15 protein-coding genes and 1 riboswitch are annotated in these 17,330 nt (G+C 36.6%); of the genes, 5 read left to right on the top strand and 10 right to left on the bottom strand.

What is annotated here, in order from left to right:
• Positions 1-31 precede the first annotated feature (31 nt).
• The 5 genes from ASO14_RS09010 to ASO14_RS09030 all read right to left on the bottom strand — a co-directional run bounded on the left by ASO14_RS09010 (position 32) and on the right by ASO14_RS09030 (position 7,597).
• Positions 32-3,022 carry a type I restriction endonuclease subunit R gene (locus ASO14_RS09010; protein WP_068454016.1) on the bottom strand — a complete coding sequence of 997 codons (2,991 nt, stop codon included), beginning with the start codon at positions 3,020-3,022 and terminating at the stop codon, positions 32-34.
• 15 nt (positions 3,023-3,037) lie between these two features.
• Positions 3,038-4,351 (bottom strand): restriction endonuclease subunit S, encoded by a 1,314-nt coding sequence (locus ASO14_RS09015; RefSeq protein ID WP_068454020.1) that lies wholly within the window; start codon positions 4,349-4,351, stop codon positions 3,038-3,040.
• A complete protein-coding gene (locus ASO14_RS09020) occupies positions 4,348-6,360 on the bottom strand; it encodes a type I restriction-modification system subunit M (RefSeq protein WP_068454022.1) in 2,013 nt (670 codons plus the stop codon). The genes ASO14_RS09015 and ASO14_RS09020 overlap by 4 nt, the downstream gene beginning before the upstream one ends.
• Positions 6,361-6,554: 194 nt before the next feature.
• Positions 6,555-7,259 (bottom strand): purine-nucleoside phosphorylase, encoded by a 705-nt coding sequence (gene deoD / locus ASO14_RS09025; RefSeq protein ID WP_068454024.1) that lies wholly within the window; start codon positions 7,257-7,259, stop codon positions 6,555-6,557.
• Positions 7,260-7,375: 116 nt separating this feature from the next.
• Positions 7,376-7,597 (bottom strand): YozE family protein, encoded by a 222-nt coding sequence (locus ASO14_RS09030; protein ID WP_068454025.1) that lies wholly within the window; start codon positions 7,595-7,597, stop codon positions 7,376-7,378.
• Between the two features lie 131 nt (positions 7,598-7,728).
• On the opposite strand from ASO14_RS09030, the gene ASO14_RS09035 reads away from it, so the two are divergent.
• The 4 genes from ASO14_RS09035 (at position 7,729) to ASO14_RS09050 (ending at position 12,875) form a co-directional block, all read left to right on the top strand.
• On the top strand, positions 7,729-9,531 hold the full coding sequence (locus tag ASO14_RS09035) for a methyl-accepting chemotaxis protein (RefSeq protein ID WP_068454028.1): 1,803 nt from the start codon (positions 7,729-7,731) through the stop codon (positions 9,529-9,531).
• Positions 9,532-9,711: 180 nt separating this feature from the next.
• Complete coding sequence (locus tag ASO14_RS09040; protein WP_068454030.1) at positions 9,712-10,269, top strand: SH3 domain-containing protein; 558 nt, start codon at positions 9,712-9,714, stop codon at positions 10,267-10,269.
• A 142-nt stretch (positions 10,270-10,411) separates the two neighbouring features.
• A riboswitch (SAM riboswitch) is annotated at positions 10,412-10,518 on the top strand.
• A 76-nt stretch (positions 10,519-10,594) separates the two neighbouring features.
• On the top strand, positions 10,595-11,716 hold the full coding sequence (locus ASO14_RS09045; protein ID WP_068454032.1) for a methionine biosynthesis PLP-dependent protein: 1,122 nt from the start codon (positions 10,595-10,597) through the stop codon (positions 11,714-11,716).
• Complete coding sequence (locus ASO14_RS09050) at positions 11,709-12,875, top strand: PLP-dependent transferase (protein ID WP_068454034.1); 1,167 nt, start codon at positions 11,709-11,711, stop codon at positions 12,873-12,875. The genes ASO14_RS09045 and ASO14_RS09050 overlap by 8 nt, the downstream gene beginning before the upstream one ends.
• 46 nt (positions 12,876-12,921) lie before the next feature.
• Here ASO14_RS09050 and msrB read toward each other — a convergent pair whose 3' ends face one another.
• The 5 genes from msrB to ASO14_RS09075 form a co-directional block, all read right to left on the bottom strand.
• Positions 12,922-13,356 carry a peptide-methionine (R)-S-oxide reductase MsrB gene (gene msrB, locus ASO14_RS09055; protein WP_068454036.1) on the bottom strand — a complete coding sequence of 145 codons (435 nt, stop codon included), beginning with the start codon at positions 13,354-13,356 and terminating at the stop codon, positions 12,922-12,924.
• Positions 13,346-13,882: a peptide-methionine (S)-S-oxide reductase MsrA gene (msrA, locus tag ASO14_RS09060; RefSeq protein ID WP_068454038.1), complete on the bottom strand. Its 537-nt coding sequence runs from the start codon at positions 13,880-13,882 to the stop codon at positions 13,346-13,348. The genes msrB and msrA overlap by 11 nt, the downstream gene beginning before the upstream one ends.
• An 18-nt stretch (positions 13,883-13,900) precedes the next feature.
• Positions 13,901-14,482 (bottom strand): YpmS family protein, encoded by a 582-nt coding sequence (locus ASO14_RS09065; protein ID WP_068454039.1) that lies wholly within the window; start codon positions 14,480-14,482, stop codon positions 13,901-13,903.
• Positions 14,475-15,287, bottom strand: coding sequence for a GDSL-type esterase/lipase family protein (locus ASO14_RS09070; RefSeq protein WP_231726946.1), 813 nt, complete (start codon positions 15,285-15,287; stop codon positions 14,475-14,477). The genes ASO14_RS09065 and ASO14_RS09070 overlap by 8 nt, the downstream gene beginning before the upstream one ends.
• Before the next feature lie 157 nt (positions 15,288-15,444).
• Positions 15,445-16,284, bottom strand: a complete 840-nt coding sequence (locus ASO14_RS09075) for a DegV family protein (protein ID WP_068457434.1) — start codon at positions 16,282-16,284, stop codon at positions 15,445-15,447.
• 186 nt (positions 16,285-16,470) lie between these two features.
• Here ASO14_RS09075 and trhA point away from each other — a divergent pair, with 186 nt between their 5' ends.
• The gene (trhA, locus tag ASO14_RS09080) at positions 16,471-17,109 is read left to right on the top strand and encodes a PAQR family membrane homeostasis protein TrhA (protein ID WP_068454041.1); all 639 of its coding nucleotides are present in this window, start codon (positions 16,471-16,473) and stop codon (positions 17,107-17,109) included.
• Positions 17,110-17,330 lie beyond the last annotated feature (221 nt).

Here is a 17,330-nt window from a genome sequence, read left to right on the forward strand (position 1 = left end):
AGGATACTGGTTTTTCATTAAAAATTTACGACTAATTATTCACTTCTCCATAAACTTCATCCATCATGTCACTCATGATATATGTTTTAAATTCATCGTTTTCTAAAATCTTCATGAAGAATTCTTGGTTTGTATTCATACGATCAATGACAAAATTCATAAATGAACGTTCAAAAGCAAATTTAAAGTTGTCTTTTGTGTTATTTTGCGCTTGTTGGCGTACTTCTTCACTATTCAGCATATCCTCTTTCACTTGTTCACGTGAAAGGAAATCTGTTTCAGTAAAGTTCGTACCAAATCGGTCATTTAACTTATCTAAAATACTTGATAAGCGCACTTTTTCATCTTCTTGCTGACCGCCACCGCCATGTTTTTGTGGATCTAGGTCAATGCCACCTGTCTTTTCAAGTTCAATACTACCTTCGAATACTTTTTGATTACGATAATATTCTAATGCCACATCATCTGCGATATAAACATCTTTATCCCCTTTACCACGTGGTAGTTTACGCAGTAAGTACGTCAAATAAATGTATTGCTTGTGTAAGTCTAAATCAATAAACGTGACGACTTGCAGCACGAACCCATACGTACGTGTAAACTTCGTTGCGACTTGTTTAAAAGCAAATTGTTCTTCATCGGAAAGGTCTTTGAAACGTTCAACACCTTGATCAAGAATCGCATTTAAAGTCGTTTGCGCTTTTGTTGATTTTGTAACACCACCAGCTACTTCAATTTCATTCACTCGTTGTACTTCATCATCCGTAAACACTTGGTACGGTTCAATTTCCGCTTGCATATCATATAAAATATTCGGGTCCGTTACTTCTGAAAGACTTGTTGATTCATAATAAGGTTGGAATGATTCTTTAATGACATCTGGATCGTTAATAAAATCTAACACAAATGTATCTTCTTTTCCTGGACACATACGATTTAAACGAGACAATGTTTGAACCGCTTTAATACCGCTTAAAGGTTTATCTACATACATCGTATGTAATAGTGGTTCATCAAACCCTGTTTGATACTTCTCTGCCACGAGTAACACTTTATATTCGTCTGAATTAAATTTTTCTGGTAGCTCTTTCTCAGAGAAACCATTCATATCAGGCTCTGTATAATTGATTTCGTTATCTTTTACAGTACCAGAGAAGGCTACAACTGTTTTTAAATCATCATAGCCCATGTCATTAATATACTTATCAAACGCCATCTTATAACGAACAGCGTGCAGGCGACTTGCTGTGACGACCATTGCTTTCGCACGACCACCAATTTTACGTTGCACAAAATTACGATAATGCTCCATAATAATTTCTGTTTTTTGCGCAATGCTATGTGGATGCAAGGAAACATATTTTGATAGCGTACGCGTTGCTTGTTTTTTCGATACTTCTGGATCATCATCAACTGTCTTCGCAATTTTCCAGAACGTTTGATACGTCGTATAGTTCTCAAGTACATCTAAAATAAAGCCTTCTTCAATCGCTTGGCGCATCGTATATTGATGGAATGCATGTGGTTTTCCATCTGTGCCCATCGTACCGAACTTTTCAAGCGTCTTCGGCTTCGGTGTCGCTGTAAAAGCGAAGAATGATACATTATCTTGCTTACCGCTTTTCATAATCGTTTCAACGATTTTTTCATCGACATCATCTAAGTTTTCTTCCGCAATACGATCTTCTTCGTATGCTGCTTCAAGTGTTTTATCAGATAATACGTTCGTTAAAGCAGTAGATGCCTTCCCACCTTGTGAAGAGTGGGCCTCATCAATAATGACCGCATATTTTTTACGTTCTAATCCTGCTACCTTTTCTAATACAAATGGGAACTTTTGAAGCGTCGTAATAATAATGCGAGTTTCATTATTGAGCGCTCGTGCAAGCTGCTCAGAATCTTTATCAATCGGCGCTACCATACCCGCTTTATGTTCCAGCTGATACACTGCATCTTGCAGTTGTTTATCTAATACACGACGGTCTGTAATGACAATTACGCTACTAAAAATCGATTCATTATCTGCATTGTGCAATTTCGCTAAACGATGTGCAAGCCATGAAATCGAGTTCGTTTTCCCGGAACCAGCAGAGTGCTGAATTAAATAGTTTTGACCAACTTGCTTTTCATTAACATCTATTTCTAATTTACGCACTGCATCTAATTGATGGAAACGTGGGAAAATAAGCATTTGACGCTCTCCAATTGTTTCACCATTCGAGTCTTTAATATCGTCTTTTTTCACGAAAACAAAGCGATATAAAATGTCTAATAAGCTATCTGGCGTTAAAATTTCATCCCATAAATAATGTGTACGGTAATTTTCACTATATGCTAAAGGATTCCCTTTACCGCCATTGTTGCCTTTATTAAACGGTAAGAAGTATGTTTTCTCTTTATCCAGCTTTGTCGTCATAAACACTTCATCTGGATCTACCGCAAAGTAAACAGCGACACGTTCATTAAACTTAAACAATTGCTCACGTGGATCCCGGTCTTTTTTCAGTTGCTTCATCGCATCTTCTACTGTTTGATTCGTTAATGGGTTTTTGAGCTCCATCACAACGATTGGTAAACCGTTTAAAAATAACACCATATCTAAGCTATTGTTATGCTTATCGCTGTAATAAACTTGGCGTACAACGTTAAAACGATTTTTCGCATATTGCTCATTCAATGTTTTATTCATATCTGTTGGTGGTTTATTATAGGCAAGCTGTAACGTAACACCACGATCTTTAATTCCTTTACGCAGACACTCCACTAGACCTTGTTTATGAAGTTGCATTTTAATACGTTTCAATACTTCTTTTTTATAAGAAGGGCCGTATGATTTTTCTAATATACGCATGCGTTTTTCTTGTGTATCTTCTAAAAATGCAAACAATTCTTCTACATCAATCGCATGCTCTTTAAACGCTTTACTCGCTTCATCTTCTAATACACGCTTTTTATACCCTGCACCAATTAATGCTAGTTCAATATTCGTTTCAAATCCTTTTTCAGATATATCTACAGCCATTCCATTTCACCTCACTTAGTCTAGTTCCATATTACGTACATCAATTTTACCTGTTACAGCTTCGTAGATTAAAGATTGACGGTATTCTTTTAGTTTATCAATTTGTTTCATCAATAATTTCTTAATTTCATCAATTTCATTACTTTTCCTTTCTAAGTAATCTGAAATAAATTGCTGTTCTCCCAATGGAGGTAAACATATTTGTAACGATTCAAATTTCTCTTTTGTAAAATGTGCAATAGTAGCTTTACTTACCAGCAAATTTATAAAATTTGTATTTCTTACTACATTAAGTAAAAACATTAAGAATCTATTATCATTTCCTTCTTTACCTCTAACTCTATGTAAAGAATTTTGATATATAGTATTAGGATAATCATTTTGTAAGATTACAGATCTACCTACTTCTCCTCCCTCACAAACTAATAAATCACCTTTCAGTAAATTAAAGTTTTTTATATCATGATATGAAGCATACATGAAATCATCTTTATTATTACTTAAATATCGATCTTGAACATTCGCAGCTTTAAAATATTTTATTAACTCATCTGATGGTTCTTTCCTAGCTGGCTGAAGCATTTTCCCCAACACAATATTATAAAAATGTTTAACTTTCCCTTTATGCCAATGCTCAGGAATCTCACCAATCCACTCAACACCTGAATCCTTCATTTTCACATTCGGATTTAAACCTTTTGTTACAGTTTCTGTAATAATTGATTGGCGTTGTTGTTCTAATAAAGTAATTAATTTTTGCTTTGTCTTAATTAAATTTTCTATCTCATCATATTTATCATCTAAATAGTCGCTTACTATTAATTGTTCATCTAATGGCGGTAAAGCTATTTTTAAACTGTTAAACTTATCTTTAGTAAAATGCGCTATTGTAGCTTTGTTTACTAAAATGTTAATAAAACCACTAGCTCTTAAAGCTATTAATAAATAGTGTAAAAATCTTGTATCACCTTTCGCTGTTCCCTTAACTCTGTGTACTGAGTTTTGAAAAATAAAACCTGCTAAATTTTCTTTTATAACAGCAGATCTTGCTACTTCTCCCCCTTCACAGACAACTAAATCTCCACATTCTAATTTATAGTTATTTAGTTCATTAATAGAACAATACATTTCCTCAATTTTCTCGAAACTTACATAACCATCTTGTACATTCATTGCTTTTAAATAAGGTACTTTTATATCATTTTCATCATTTGAATTAGGTTGGAGCATTTTGCCTAATGTAACATCATATGCTTTACTTACTGATAAAGTATGCCAATGGTTAGGAACTTGCCCTATCCATTCAATACCACTCTCTTTATAAATCATCCCATCACCTTCTTCAACTGCTCAGCAATCTCCACTTCTAATGCACGAATTTCGTCCATAATTTCTGCTGAACTGCGTAATGCTATGTATTTATAGAACTGACGAGTGAAAGGAATTTCATAGCCGATTTTTGTTTTCGAGTGATCAATCCATGCATCCGGTACATGTGGCAATACTTCACGTGCGAAGTATTCTTCAATATCTTCTTTTAATGGCACACTTTCTGTATCACGTAAATCTGTATCTGGCTCAATGTCTTTTTTGTTTTTCATACATACATCGGCTGTTTCGTCTTTTTCAGATAAACCATTTAAAATCGCTTTTAGTACAGGTGCGCCAAGTTTAATAGTTGCTTCTGCTAACGCATCTTTTAAAATTTTCGTAAACGTTTCACGATTTTTGTATACTTCATCGCTCTCTAACGTGCGTAAGACGTGTAAGATTTGTGCTTGAATTTTTTTACCTTCTTCGATTTCAAAGTGCGCTGTGTCACCTTTTTTCTTTGAAGTCGCTAAGTTCACAAAGCCCTTTTCTTCAACGACACGTGCAAGACGTTCTTCACTCACGTGGAAATTTAAACGTAACGGGCGTTCAACAGTGATTTTCGCATATCCGAAATCTTCATTATCAAAGATTTTCACATATTCATTTGGTTGTGCATCGCCATATAAACGAACGATTTCATTTAACTGATCTTCTCTAATTTCGTTACGTTTACTACCCATTGATTTTTTCATTTTCTTATAGAAATCAACCGCATTTACTAAACGTACTTTCCCTTTTGATAATGGTGCTTTGTTGTTTGTTAAAATCCAAATATATGTTGCAATCCCTGTGTTGTAGAAAAGGTCGTTCGGTAATGCGACAATGCCTTCTACTAAATCATTTTCTAACACATATTTACGGATTTCACTTTCACCAGAACCGGCATCCCCTGTAAATAAAGGAGAGCCATTCATAATAATCGCTAAACGAGAGCCTTGTGGATTTTCTGGCGTGACGTCTTTCATTTTTGAAAGTAAGTGTAATAGGAATAATAACTGTCCATCACTTGAACGTGGTGTGCCTGGACCGAAACGACCGTCAAAGCCTTGTTGTTCGTGTTCTGCAACTATTGGCTTTTGATATGATTTCCAGTCAACGCCGTATGGAGGATTTGAAATTAAATAGTCGAATTTATCAAGTGGGAATTGGTCATTTGATAATGTATTCCCTAAACGAATATTCGTAGCATCTTCCCCTTTAATTAATAAGTCTGCTTTACAAATGGCATATGATTCTGGATTAATTTCTTGTCCAAAAAATTCTAAATGCGCCGTTGGGTTTACTTTCTCTAAATACTCTTGTGCAACAGAACCCATGCCACCTGTACCAGCTGCAGCGTCATATAATGTTTGTGTTAATCCTGGTTTCGTTAAAATATTGGCATCATCGTGTAAAAACAGTAAATGTATCATTAAACGAATAACTTCACGCGGTGTATAGTGATCCCCTGCCTCTGCATGTTCACTAAAACGACGGATTAATTCTTCAAATACATAACCCATTTCAACGTTTGACACCGTTTCTGGATGCAAATCTAATTCGCTAAATCGTTTAATTGTCAAATATAATAAGTCATTTTGATCTAACTTATCAATTTGGCGGTCGAAATCGAAGTGCTCCATAATATCACGTGCTACTTTTGAGAACCCATTAATGTAATCACGTAAGTTGTCTGCGATGTTATCTGAATCTGTTAACAGTTTTTTGAAATCATATTTACTAGTGTTGTGGAAGTTTTGTTTTGATACACGATTTAAAATCGGCTCACGTGCTTCCTCGGACATTGTCGCAAACTGTTCAGCTTTCGCTAATACTTCTTCTTTCGTACTTTTTAATACGCAGTCAAAGCGTCGTAACACTGCTAATGGTAAAACGATCTTACCGTAATCTTCTGGCTTATATGGACCACGCAAAATCTCTGCAATTGACCAAATGAAGCTTACTTTGTCTTGGAAATTAATCATGTGGTTTGTACCTCTTTTTATTAAATTAAGCTTTTATAAAATAGCTCTTTACATACTCATTATATCCATTAGCGCACATAAATGTAACAGGTCATTTTCAAACCATAAGATAGTTATTCATAACTTTCAAAATAAACACCACACAAAAAACCACACACAACCATCAGTCGTGTGTGGTTCATTCATATATCTAATTAGTCTTGAATCGCTGCTTCAAGTGCAACAACCATCATGTCTTTGAACGTTGTTTGGCGTTCTTCTGATGATGTTGCTTCACCTGTGATTAGGTGGTCAGAGATTGTTAGGATTGATAATGCTTGTACGTCGTATTTTGCTGCTAGTGTGTAAAGTGCTGCTGTTTCCATCTCAACTGCTAGTACACCGTAGTCTGCTAGTAGTTCGTTTGGATTTTTGTCGCCGTAGAATAGGTCCGCTGTGTATACGTTACCTACGCGTAGGTTTAAGCCTGCTTCTTTACCTGCGTTGTATGCTTTTAATAATAAATCGAAGTCTGCGATTGGTGCGAAGTCTAAGCCACCGAATTGGATTTCGTTCATTTTTGAGTCTGTTGTAGCACCTTGTGCGATGACAACGTCACGTACTTTTACGTCGCGTTTTAATGCGCCTGCTGTACCTACACGAATTAATTTTTTACAGCCATAATCTTTCATTAATTCTGTTGCGTAGATTGAGATAGATGGAACGCCCATGCCTGTTCCTTGTACAGATACACGTCTACCTTTGTATGTACCTGTGTAACCGAACATGTTACGTACGTCATTATATTGTTTTACGTCCTCTAAAAATGTCTCTGCGATAAATTTAGCGCGTAGTGGATCTCCTGGTAATAATACGATTTCTGCGATTTCGCCTTGTGCAGCGTTAATGTGAATGCTCATGTTTTTCCCTCACCATTCCTGTATATTTTTGAAAACAAATGCTCTTTTTAACTCGCTTGGAAGTCTTCATTCTATGCTATTGTAACTTAATGTCTGACATCTGACAATCTAAAAACTTATTTTTCACGCTCTACGTATAATACCCAAAAATCATCGAACGTAATCGCTGTCATATCAGGGTCTGCGGCTTCCTCAATGTAACGTGAAAGTTCATCAAAGTCCTCCGATTGTTTTGGAAAGGTATGATCTAAAAACATCGCTTCTGCAAATCGTGCAAAAACATCATTTTTACCTCCTCCTCTGTAAGTTAATGCAAATTGATAGAAACTATGTCGCATATATATTCTCCTTAACTAGTAAATTAGAATTGGTTTTTTGAAATTTTTGTATGGCTTTTTTACTTCTGTTTCCGTAATATATAGAATAGATAGAAAATTTCAAATTACGTAAAGTAGGTGACACGATGGTTATGACAAAAAAGAAAGTACCCACTTCTAAAAAAGCTACGAAACGAAGTAAGAAAAGTTCTAAAAACAATGCCACTCCCCCAAAATTTTTAAAATCATTCAAGGTTCTTAAATTAATTCGTGGGCGTGTAGTACTTGTTTTCGCAGTCCTCACCATTATTTTAGCAGCGATGCTTATTGTATCTTACAATAATACAGAACGCTTGAAAGATGAACTCAAAACACTGACGGGTAAAAATGTAGATCAGCAAATGCGCGTCAATTTACTCGCTGGTGAAATTGCACAACTATCCAACTTAGAACAGAGCTTTATTATAACAGGTAGCGATGTATATCTTGGACAATATGAAGAACAAAAAGAGACAATTGACAAAACACTTCAAGATCTACATAAAGCCTTTAATAAAAAAGGTGATGCGCGTGACCGAATTGATTCGATTGACCAATTTTATAATAACTATTTAACCTATTCTAAACGCGTCATTGATGTTCGTAAAGAGAGTGGTTTAGATGCGGCACAACGAATTGTTCAGATTGGAACAGGTGCTAAAGCTATGTCTTATGTAGATATCCACATAGACATGATGAATAAGGTATTAGCTAAAAATACGGATGCACAAATTAAAAAAGTAGAAAAAAGCACGGAAGTTTCGATGATTATTTTCTTCGTTTTAACATTATTGTCGATCATTCTCGTATTTATGTCAGGTACAGCGATCTTCCGTACAATTAAAGTGAATACGCACAAAATTAATCGTTCACTATTGGATATGGCAAGTGCAGGTGGTGACTTAACAAAACGTCTTGAAATTAAAAATGACGATGAATTTGGTCAAATCTCTGCTAGTACAAACACATTAATTGAGTCGATTGCGAATTTAGTGCGAAAAGTCAGTGCTTTAACAGAGAATGTATCTGCAAGTGGCCAACAACTGACTGCTTCTGCACAGGAAAACGCGACAACAATTCAACAGATTGCGAACTCAACTGCGGAAATCGCAGAGAGCAGTGAACAGACGATTCGTTCAATGGAGCAATCATCTAACAAAATGTCACATCTAGAAGAAACAACACTGCAACTGAATGATGATGCACAGGATTTACGTCAAACTTCAGCGACAATGCGTGAAGCAGCAAAAGAAGGACAAAATAAAATCCAACAGTCTGCAAAATCGATGATGGAGATTGAAGAAGTTATTGCGAATACGAACCAAACTGTCACAGGTCTTGGTGAAAGTTCTGAGGAGATCACATCGATTATCGGAACGATTACGAGTATTGCTGAACAGACGAACTTACTTGCCTTAAATGCGGCGATTGAAGCGGCACGTGCAGGTGAACATGGTAAAGGTTTTGCGGTTGTAGCAGATGAAGTCCGAAAGCTTGCAGAACAATCACAACGCGCTGCAAGTGAAGTAGCAACGATTGTACACACGATTCAAGACGAGATTTCGGTCATGGTCAAGCAAAATGAGGCTGGCGTGTCGAAAGTCATTCAAGGGGTCGAAATTACGAATGAAACGATTCAAACATTCGATGCCATTACACGCGAGACAGAGAAAACGATTCGTATTATTGAAAACATGGTAACGCGAATCGCTGAGACGAAGAATGTCAGTCAAGATGTTATGCAGTCGTTCATCGCAGTAAACTCGATGGCAGAACATACAGCACATCAAGCGGATCAATCGGCAGCGGCGGCTGAACAAGGCTCTGCATCTATTCAAGAAATTTATGCATCTTCTGAAGAATTGTCACGTCAAGCAGATTCATTACGTGATTTAGTTCAACAATTTAAAATTTAATCTGACCAAAGACTAGGCTAGCTAAGTATTTACTTTGCTTCTGTCCTAGTCTTTGTTTTTTATTTCCATATCAAATGCCCTATTTTTCATAAAATAACATTTTTCTCGCAACATAAACGGATATTCCCTATTCTTTTATGATAAAAAGTGCTAGTATAAGCAATCGAGGAGTGATTCAAAATGAAATTAACAAAATACGTATTAGCATTTGGGATGTTAACAGGTGCTACTCTACCTTATACTTTACCTGCTACGGAAGCTTTTGCTGCCACAAAAAAAGAAGGTGTTGTGTCAAAAGACGTAATCGTACGTGCGGCATCTACACCAAAATCAAAAAATCTTGGTACATTAACAAAAGGAACAAATGTTACGATTTATAAAGAAACAACATATTGGTACCAAGTGAAGTTCAATAATAAATTGGCTTATATTTCAAAAGATCACGTGAAGTTGAATACAAAGAAAAAACCAACAACAAAGAAACCAACAACAACTAAAAAACCAACAACTGACACACTTGTATCAAAAGTTCCTTCAAAAAAAGCTGCAAATGCGACAATTAAATCGAATGTATATTACTATAAAACAGCTTCAACAAAAGGAAAATCACTTGGTATTTTGAAAAAAGGTACGAAAATTCATGTGAATTCTACAAGTAAATTTGGTTGGGTTGAGTTCGACTTCAACGGTCAAAAAAATTACGTCTACAAAGACTTTGTAACAATGACAAAAAAATAATCAAATGGGAATCGTAGTTTAGACTACGGTTCTTTTTTTATCTTCTCTAAATTCTGAATAATTATTTAATTTAGCTTGAAATTTCGCTGTTTGCATGGTAAGATTCCATTAATTGACTAATAATCGATTAATTAAATAGGTTTTCTTATCGAGAGAGATGGAGGGACATGGCCCGATGAAATCTCAGCAACCCCCTCTTTAAAGGGACAGGTGCTAAATCCAGTAAGACGCAGTTCTTGAAGATAAGAAGAATCACTCTTACATAGAGTTTTCTTCTTACTATTAGAAGAAAACTTTTTTTATTACACAAAAAAGGATGAGGACAATGACAAAAATCGAAACACTTTTAACTCAGGTGGGAACACATTCAGATGAAAAAACAGGTGCAATCAACGCTCCAATCTACCTTTCAACTGCTTATCGCCATGCAGGTCTTGGAGAATCAACAGGCTTTGATTACACGCGTACAAAAAATCCAACGCGATCGGTATTAGAGGAGGAATTTGCACGTTTAGAAGGCGGAGATGCTTGTTTCGCCTGTAGTAGCGGTATGGCTGCAATTCATTTAATCCTCTCGCTATTTAAAACAGGTGATGCAGTGATTTACCCGGAGGATTTATATGGTGGCACATACCGACTGGCAACACAATATGAAGCACAATATGGTATTCAAGCAATCTTTAACGACTTTTCATCTCTTGAAGAGGTGGAACAACTTGTTATTGAACATCCTGTTAAGGCGATTTTCTTAGAAACGCCGACGAATCCTTTAATGCAGGAAATTTCTATCGAAGAATGTGTGAAAATTGCGAAAAAATATGGCATTTTATTGATTGTCGACAATACATTTTTAACACCGTACTATCAACGCCCAATTGAGTTAGGTGCAGATATTGTTATGCATAGTGGCACAAAATATATTGGTGGACATAATGATGTATTAGCAGGACTGGTTGTGTCAAAAGGTACTGAACTAAGTGAACGTCTTTTCTTACAACATAATGCGATTGGTATGACACTCTCACCTTTTGATAGCTGGTTACTACTTCGCGGTTTAAAAACACTACACCTTCGTATGAAACAACATACAGCAAACGCTCAGGCGATTGTGGCATTTTTAGAGAAGTCGCCACATATACGTGACGTTTTATATGCTGGACGCGGTGGCATGGTATCCTTCCGTCTACAATCTGGAAAACAGATTGATCCATTCTTACGTAATTTAAAACTGATTGCTTTCGCTGAAAGTTTAGGCGGTGTGGAATCATTTATTACGTACCCAACAACGCAAACACATGCAGACATTCCGGAAGAAATTCGCAATGCGCGTGGCGTAGATGATTCACTTCTTCGTTTCTCAGTTGGCATTGAGGAAGCAGAAGATTTAATTGCGGATTTACAAAACGTATTTAACGTATTAGAAAGCGAGGCTGTTGTACATGACTAAAGAACAAATTGAAACAACGTTAATTACAGGTGCTACAAAACATGATTACGAAGCAAAATCGGGAGCTGTTAATGTACCAATTTACGCTTCTTCTACCTTCGACCAAGAGCATTTCGATGCTTTTGGCCCATATGATTATAGTCGTTCTGGTAACCCAACGCGCGATGCACTTGAGCGAACAATTGCACAGCTTGAAAATGGTTCACGTGGCTTTGCTTTTGCTTCAGGAATCGGTGCCATTTCAGCAGCTTTACTTACATTAAATGCTGGTGACCATATTGTTGTAACGAACGAAGTATATGGTGGTACTTATCGCTTTGTAACAACGCTTTTACCGAAGTACGGGATTACGCATACCTTCGCTGACTTCACGGATTTAGAAGCGATTGAAGCAACGATTCAGCCGAATACAGTTGTACTCTATGCTGAAACACCTGCAAATCCACTGCTTGGGATTACGGATTTAGAAGGTGTCGTTAAAATTGCGAAGAAGCGCCAATTAAAAACATTCGTTGATAACACATTTATGACACCTCTTTATCAAAAACCACTCGACTTAGGAGCAGACGTTGTACTGCATAGTGCGACGAAGTTTTTAGGTGGTCATAGTGAAGTCATTGCAGGGCTCGCTGTCACAAAAGACGAAGAACTCGGTCAAGCGATTTACGCGATTCAAAACGGGATGGGCGGTATTCTTGGACCACATGACTGCTTCTCTGTCATTCAAGGAATTAAATCATTACATGCACGACTTGAGATGTCGTCACATAATGCACAAAAAATCGCAGAATTTTTACAGCAACACGAAGATGTAGTCGATGTTTACTACCCAGGATTACCGACACATCCTGGTTATGACATCCATCAACGTCAAAGTACTTCTGGAGGTGCCGTTCTATCATTTAAACTACCAACTCGTGACTTCACAAAAGTATTTGTAGAAAGCATGCAAATCCCAATCTTCGCTGTCAGTTTAGGTGGTGTCGAGTCGATTCTCTCGTATCCTGTTACGATGAGTCACGCCGCCATTCCACAAGAAGAACGTGAAAAACGGGGTATTACAGATGGTTTACTTCGTCTATCTGTTGGACTTGAACATGTTGACGATTTAATTGCAGATATTTCACAAGCACTTGAAAAAGCAAAAGTAACTGTATAAATAGAAAAAGAGGACTTCAGCGTGAGCTGAGGTCCTCTTCATTATTTTATTTATTAAATAGTACTAGATATCTACCGTAACCTTCTTTTTCTAAGTCAGCAACTGGAATAAAGCGAAGTGCCGCTGAATTGATACAGTAGCGTAGACCGCCTAATTCTTTCGGACCGTCTGGGAAGACATGTCCTAAATGTGAATCTGCTTCCTTACTACGCACTTCTGTACGAACACTAAGTAAGCGACGATCTTCTAATTCTGTCAATTCTGTTTCATCAATTGGTTTGGCAAAAGCAGGCCAACCACAACCTGAATTGTACTTATCTGTTGAAGAAAATAATGGTTCACCCGATACGATATCCACGTAGATTCCCTCTTCAAAATGATTATCATATTCATTTTGATAAGGTGGCTCTGTTCCTTCTTCTTGTGTCACGTGATATTGTAATGGTGTTAATTCTTTTAAACGTTCTTCTTTATTTTTCATGTTGAGTCCCCCAATGTTTCTCTTGAAAAGCAGCGCGTCCTGAACCGACATGATAGCGTTCATAATGCTCTGGATTTTTACGATAATAATATTGATGGTATTCTTCTGCTAAATAGAATTTTTTCGCTGGTAAAATTGGTGTGACAATCTCATGTCCGAACTTCCCAGAGGCTTGTAACTTTGCTTTTGACTTCTCTGCAATGCGTTTTTGTTCTTCTGTTGTATAGAAGATAGCTGTTCGATAAGATGAGCCACGATCATAGAATTGCCCGCCTTCATCGGTTGGGTCGATTAATGTCCAAAATGTTTCCACTAATTTTTCATATGGATAAATTGTTGGGTCATATTCAATCTCCACCACTTCATAATGACCTGTTAAATCGAGGCATACCTCTTCGTATGTTGGATTTTCTGTATGTCCTCCAGAATAACCTGATAGGACTCGAATAATCCCTTCTTCTTTATCAAAAGGCTTTACTAAACACCAAAAACATCCACCTGCAAAAATTGCTTTTTCAGTAGCCATCGATTTCACTCCTTTTCATTATTTTTTAGGAATAACGATTTGTAGCGTAATTTCTTTTTTTTCTAGATTAAAGGTTTTCGCACGTAAATGCGCTGTTCCTACACCATCAATTGGTAAATTGAATGAAGATAGGTCAATATAAGCTGTTTTCTCGCTCGGCTGAATTGTCAACCATTCGGGTAAGCCACCACTATCTCTTACCAATTGTAAAGCTGTTCGAGATGGTAAATCAAGCATTCCGACTTTTACATTTGTTTGATATAACTCTAAATTCCCTTTATCGTCTACTTTTGGTTCAAAAGCAAGCGTAACAGGTACTGTAACACCTAATACTTCTACATTACTTTTTAAAATCAATTCCTTATCTACTTCTAACCATAATTGAATATTCTTTGTATCATTTGAATTCTGAATGAGTGTATTCGCTAAATCCTCAAATTCTTTTGGTGTTGTTGAAATATTAACACTACTACCTGTTCGATTAATCGCTTCTGGTTTTGGCATGTCTTCTTTACCACTTAACATTAAAATAATAAGTGCAGCAAACCCAAGTATAATCAATGTTAAAAGTGTAAGGAATGCCACTTTCCATTTATTCATTTACTGTTTCTCCCTTCATCTTCATGCGACCGTTTGATTTTTTATAGACACTTACTGTATCCAATGTCTCAAAAATACGATTCTTCATGTTTGTATACCCTTTTGCATTCGGATGAAAATAGTCATCGCTATAAACTTCTGCTTTATTTGTATGAAATAAATCTACAGTTGGTACAAAAATGGCATATGCATCTTTTTCTACGATATTTTTCATATCTTGATTCCATTCATCTAGAATTTTTTCAAACTCAGATGTATCTTCTGCATATACAGTTAAAGGATTATATACGCCCACCGCAATAATCGGTGCTGTTTGATTTTGCGCACGAATTAATTTAAAAATTTCTATGTAACGTTTTTCATAATTCGGGCGTTCTGTATCAAAATGCTGTCTTTCTAAAGTGGTGAAATTTTCTCTTAAAATTTTCATCAAATCATTTCCACCTATGGTCATCGTAATGATGTCTGCTTTTTTTAATGCATCATTGATTTCACCACTCTTTAACTGCGTGAGTAATTGATCTGAACGTCTACCCTTTTTAGCAGTTTGCGTAATGTTTACTTTCTCAACGCCATCCATTTTTTCTGGCATCTCTTTTGCAAGACGCCCCACATAACCACCTGCATCTTTTTCATCTCCAACACCTACAGTTAAGGAGTCACCTAATGCAACTAGTTCAATCTCTTTTTTAGGTAATACTTTTTCTCGACTAAATACCCCTGTATCACGAATTGCTTCCGTTGCGCTACAGCCTGTCAACGCGAGTAACATGAAGGCGAGTAGAAGTATATGATACTTTTTCAAACACGTTCCACCTTTCTGAACCGAAAAAGAGAATCGCCCTGTTGTGCGATTCTCATCTCTTTCATTTCTCAATAAACGATTCGTCGATTGAAAACACATACAAAACGTCTTAACTTCCTTTTATTGTAACAATGTTTTCTTTTATTTAAAAGGGATATTATTCAGTATAGTAACAAAAACCAATTGCACCAGGACCTGTATGTGTACTAATAATTGGCGAGGTAAAACTGTACTTTAAATCATTGAATCCACTTTTTTGAATTTGTTCGGCAAGAGGTTCAGCCATCTTCATACCATTTGCGTGCTCGATTGTCACACCAAGTACTTTTTTGCCTGCTGTATCTTCTTCAAATTGCTTAAACAAATACTTTGTAACGGCTTTGTAGCTACGTACTTTTGTTACAAGATTATATTCGCCACCTTCTAAGTTCGCAATTGGTTTAATGTTGAGTAAAGAACCGATTAGACTCGTCGCTTTACCGATTCGTCCACCTTTTACCATGTTTTCTAATGTATCAATTACTACGTAAAGGTGTGTATTTTGTCTTACATGTTCAATACGAGCTAAGATGTCATCTAAATGTTGACCTTCTTGCGCCATTTTCGCTGCTTCTAATACTTGGAATCCTAGCGCTCCAGCTGTAAAGCGTGAATCAACAACCGTTACATGCGCATCTGAAATAGCTGCGGCTGCCTCTGCAGATTTTACAGTACCACTCATACCACCTGTCATCGTAATGACTAATACTTCATCGCCATCTTTACCAAGCTCATTAAATAATTCTTCGAATACACCTACTGCTGGCTGTGAGCTTTTTGGTAACTCTTTTGACTCTCCCATACGCTCTAAAAACTGTTCAGGTGTAATATCAACACCGTCTATATATGTTTGTCCATTAAATTGAATTGATAACGGTACAATATGAATGTCATACTTTGCTATATCTTCTTTTGTAATTCCACTTGTTGAATCGGTTACGATATGGATACGTCCCATTTCTAGCACATCCTTTAAAATTTGCCTTCGTGCATCTTGTTGTGTTTTTGCACAATGAGCTTTCTTATTTTCTATTTTACTTTCTTTTGTCATGTTATACATGTGACAAATGTCAATTCTTTTTAAAGTTAAATTGTTTCATAATGGAATTATCACAAGTTGTTCAAATTTAAGGAGGGATGCATCATGAATGGTGCACTAGATGATTACAAAACAAAGAGAGAAGAATTTTGGAATGCTATTACACATGGTATTGGATTCATTCTCGCGATTCCTGCCTGTATTCTTCTTATTTTGCAAGCAGAAAAGATGGAATCTCCCCTCTACATGATGAGCTTCACGATTTTCGGGATTTCAATGATGATTCTCTTTTTAGCTTCCACTTTATTGCATAGCGTACCAGAGCGCTATAAAAAAATCTGTTCGATCATTGATCACTCGTCCATTTATATTTTAATCGCAGGAACTTATACGCCATTTGCGCTACTTGCAATCGGCGGGAAATTAGGTTGGGCGATTTTCGCATTAGAATGGGGTTTAACAATCATCGGCATTTTATTCAAAGTATTCTTCATTCATCGCTTTGAAGCATTATCGCTCATCTTTTACATTGCGATGGGCTGGGTCATTATTTTTGCATTCAACCCCGTCATCTCACATATTACGATGAACGGATTTTGGATTCTATTAACAGGCGGTATTTTATACACTGTTGGCGCTTATTTCTATGCGAATAGAAAAATCCCTTATAACCATGCGATTTGGCATCTATTCGTTTTAGGCGGTAGTGCGATGATGTTCATTTGTATTATTGGATATGTTTAATTGAGAAGGTTGGAGTAATATCCAATCTTTTTTATTTGGGGATAGAGAGGTGTAGAAGGACATTCGACCGGTATTTTGGGGCACTCGAGGGCGATTCGGGACATTCGCTCATTCAAACGGGACATTCGAAAGCGAAAATGGGGCACTCGCCCTTCGATCCGAGACATTCGCTCGTTCAAACGGGACATTCGAGGGCGAAAATGGGGCACTCGAACAAACAA

The sequence above is a fragment of the Kurthia sp. 11kri321 genome (assembly GCF_001534765.1).
In the GTDB taxonomy this organism is placed as follows: domain Bacteria; phylum Bacillota; class Bacilli; order Bacillales_A; family Planococcaceae; genus Kurthia; species Kurthia gibsonii.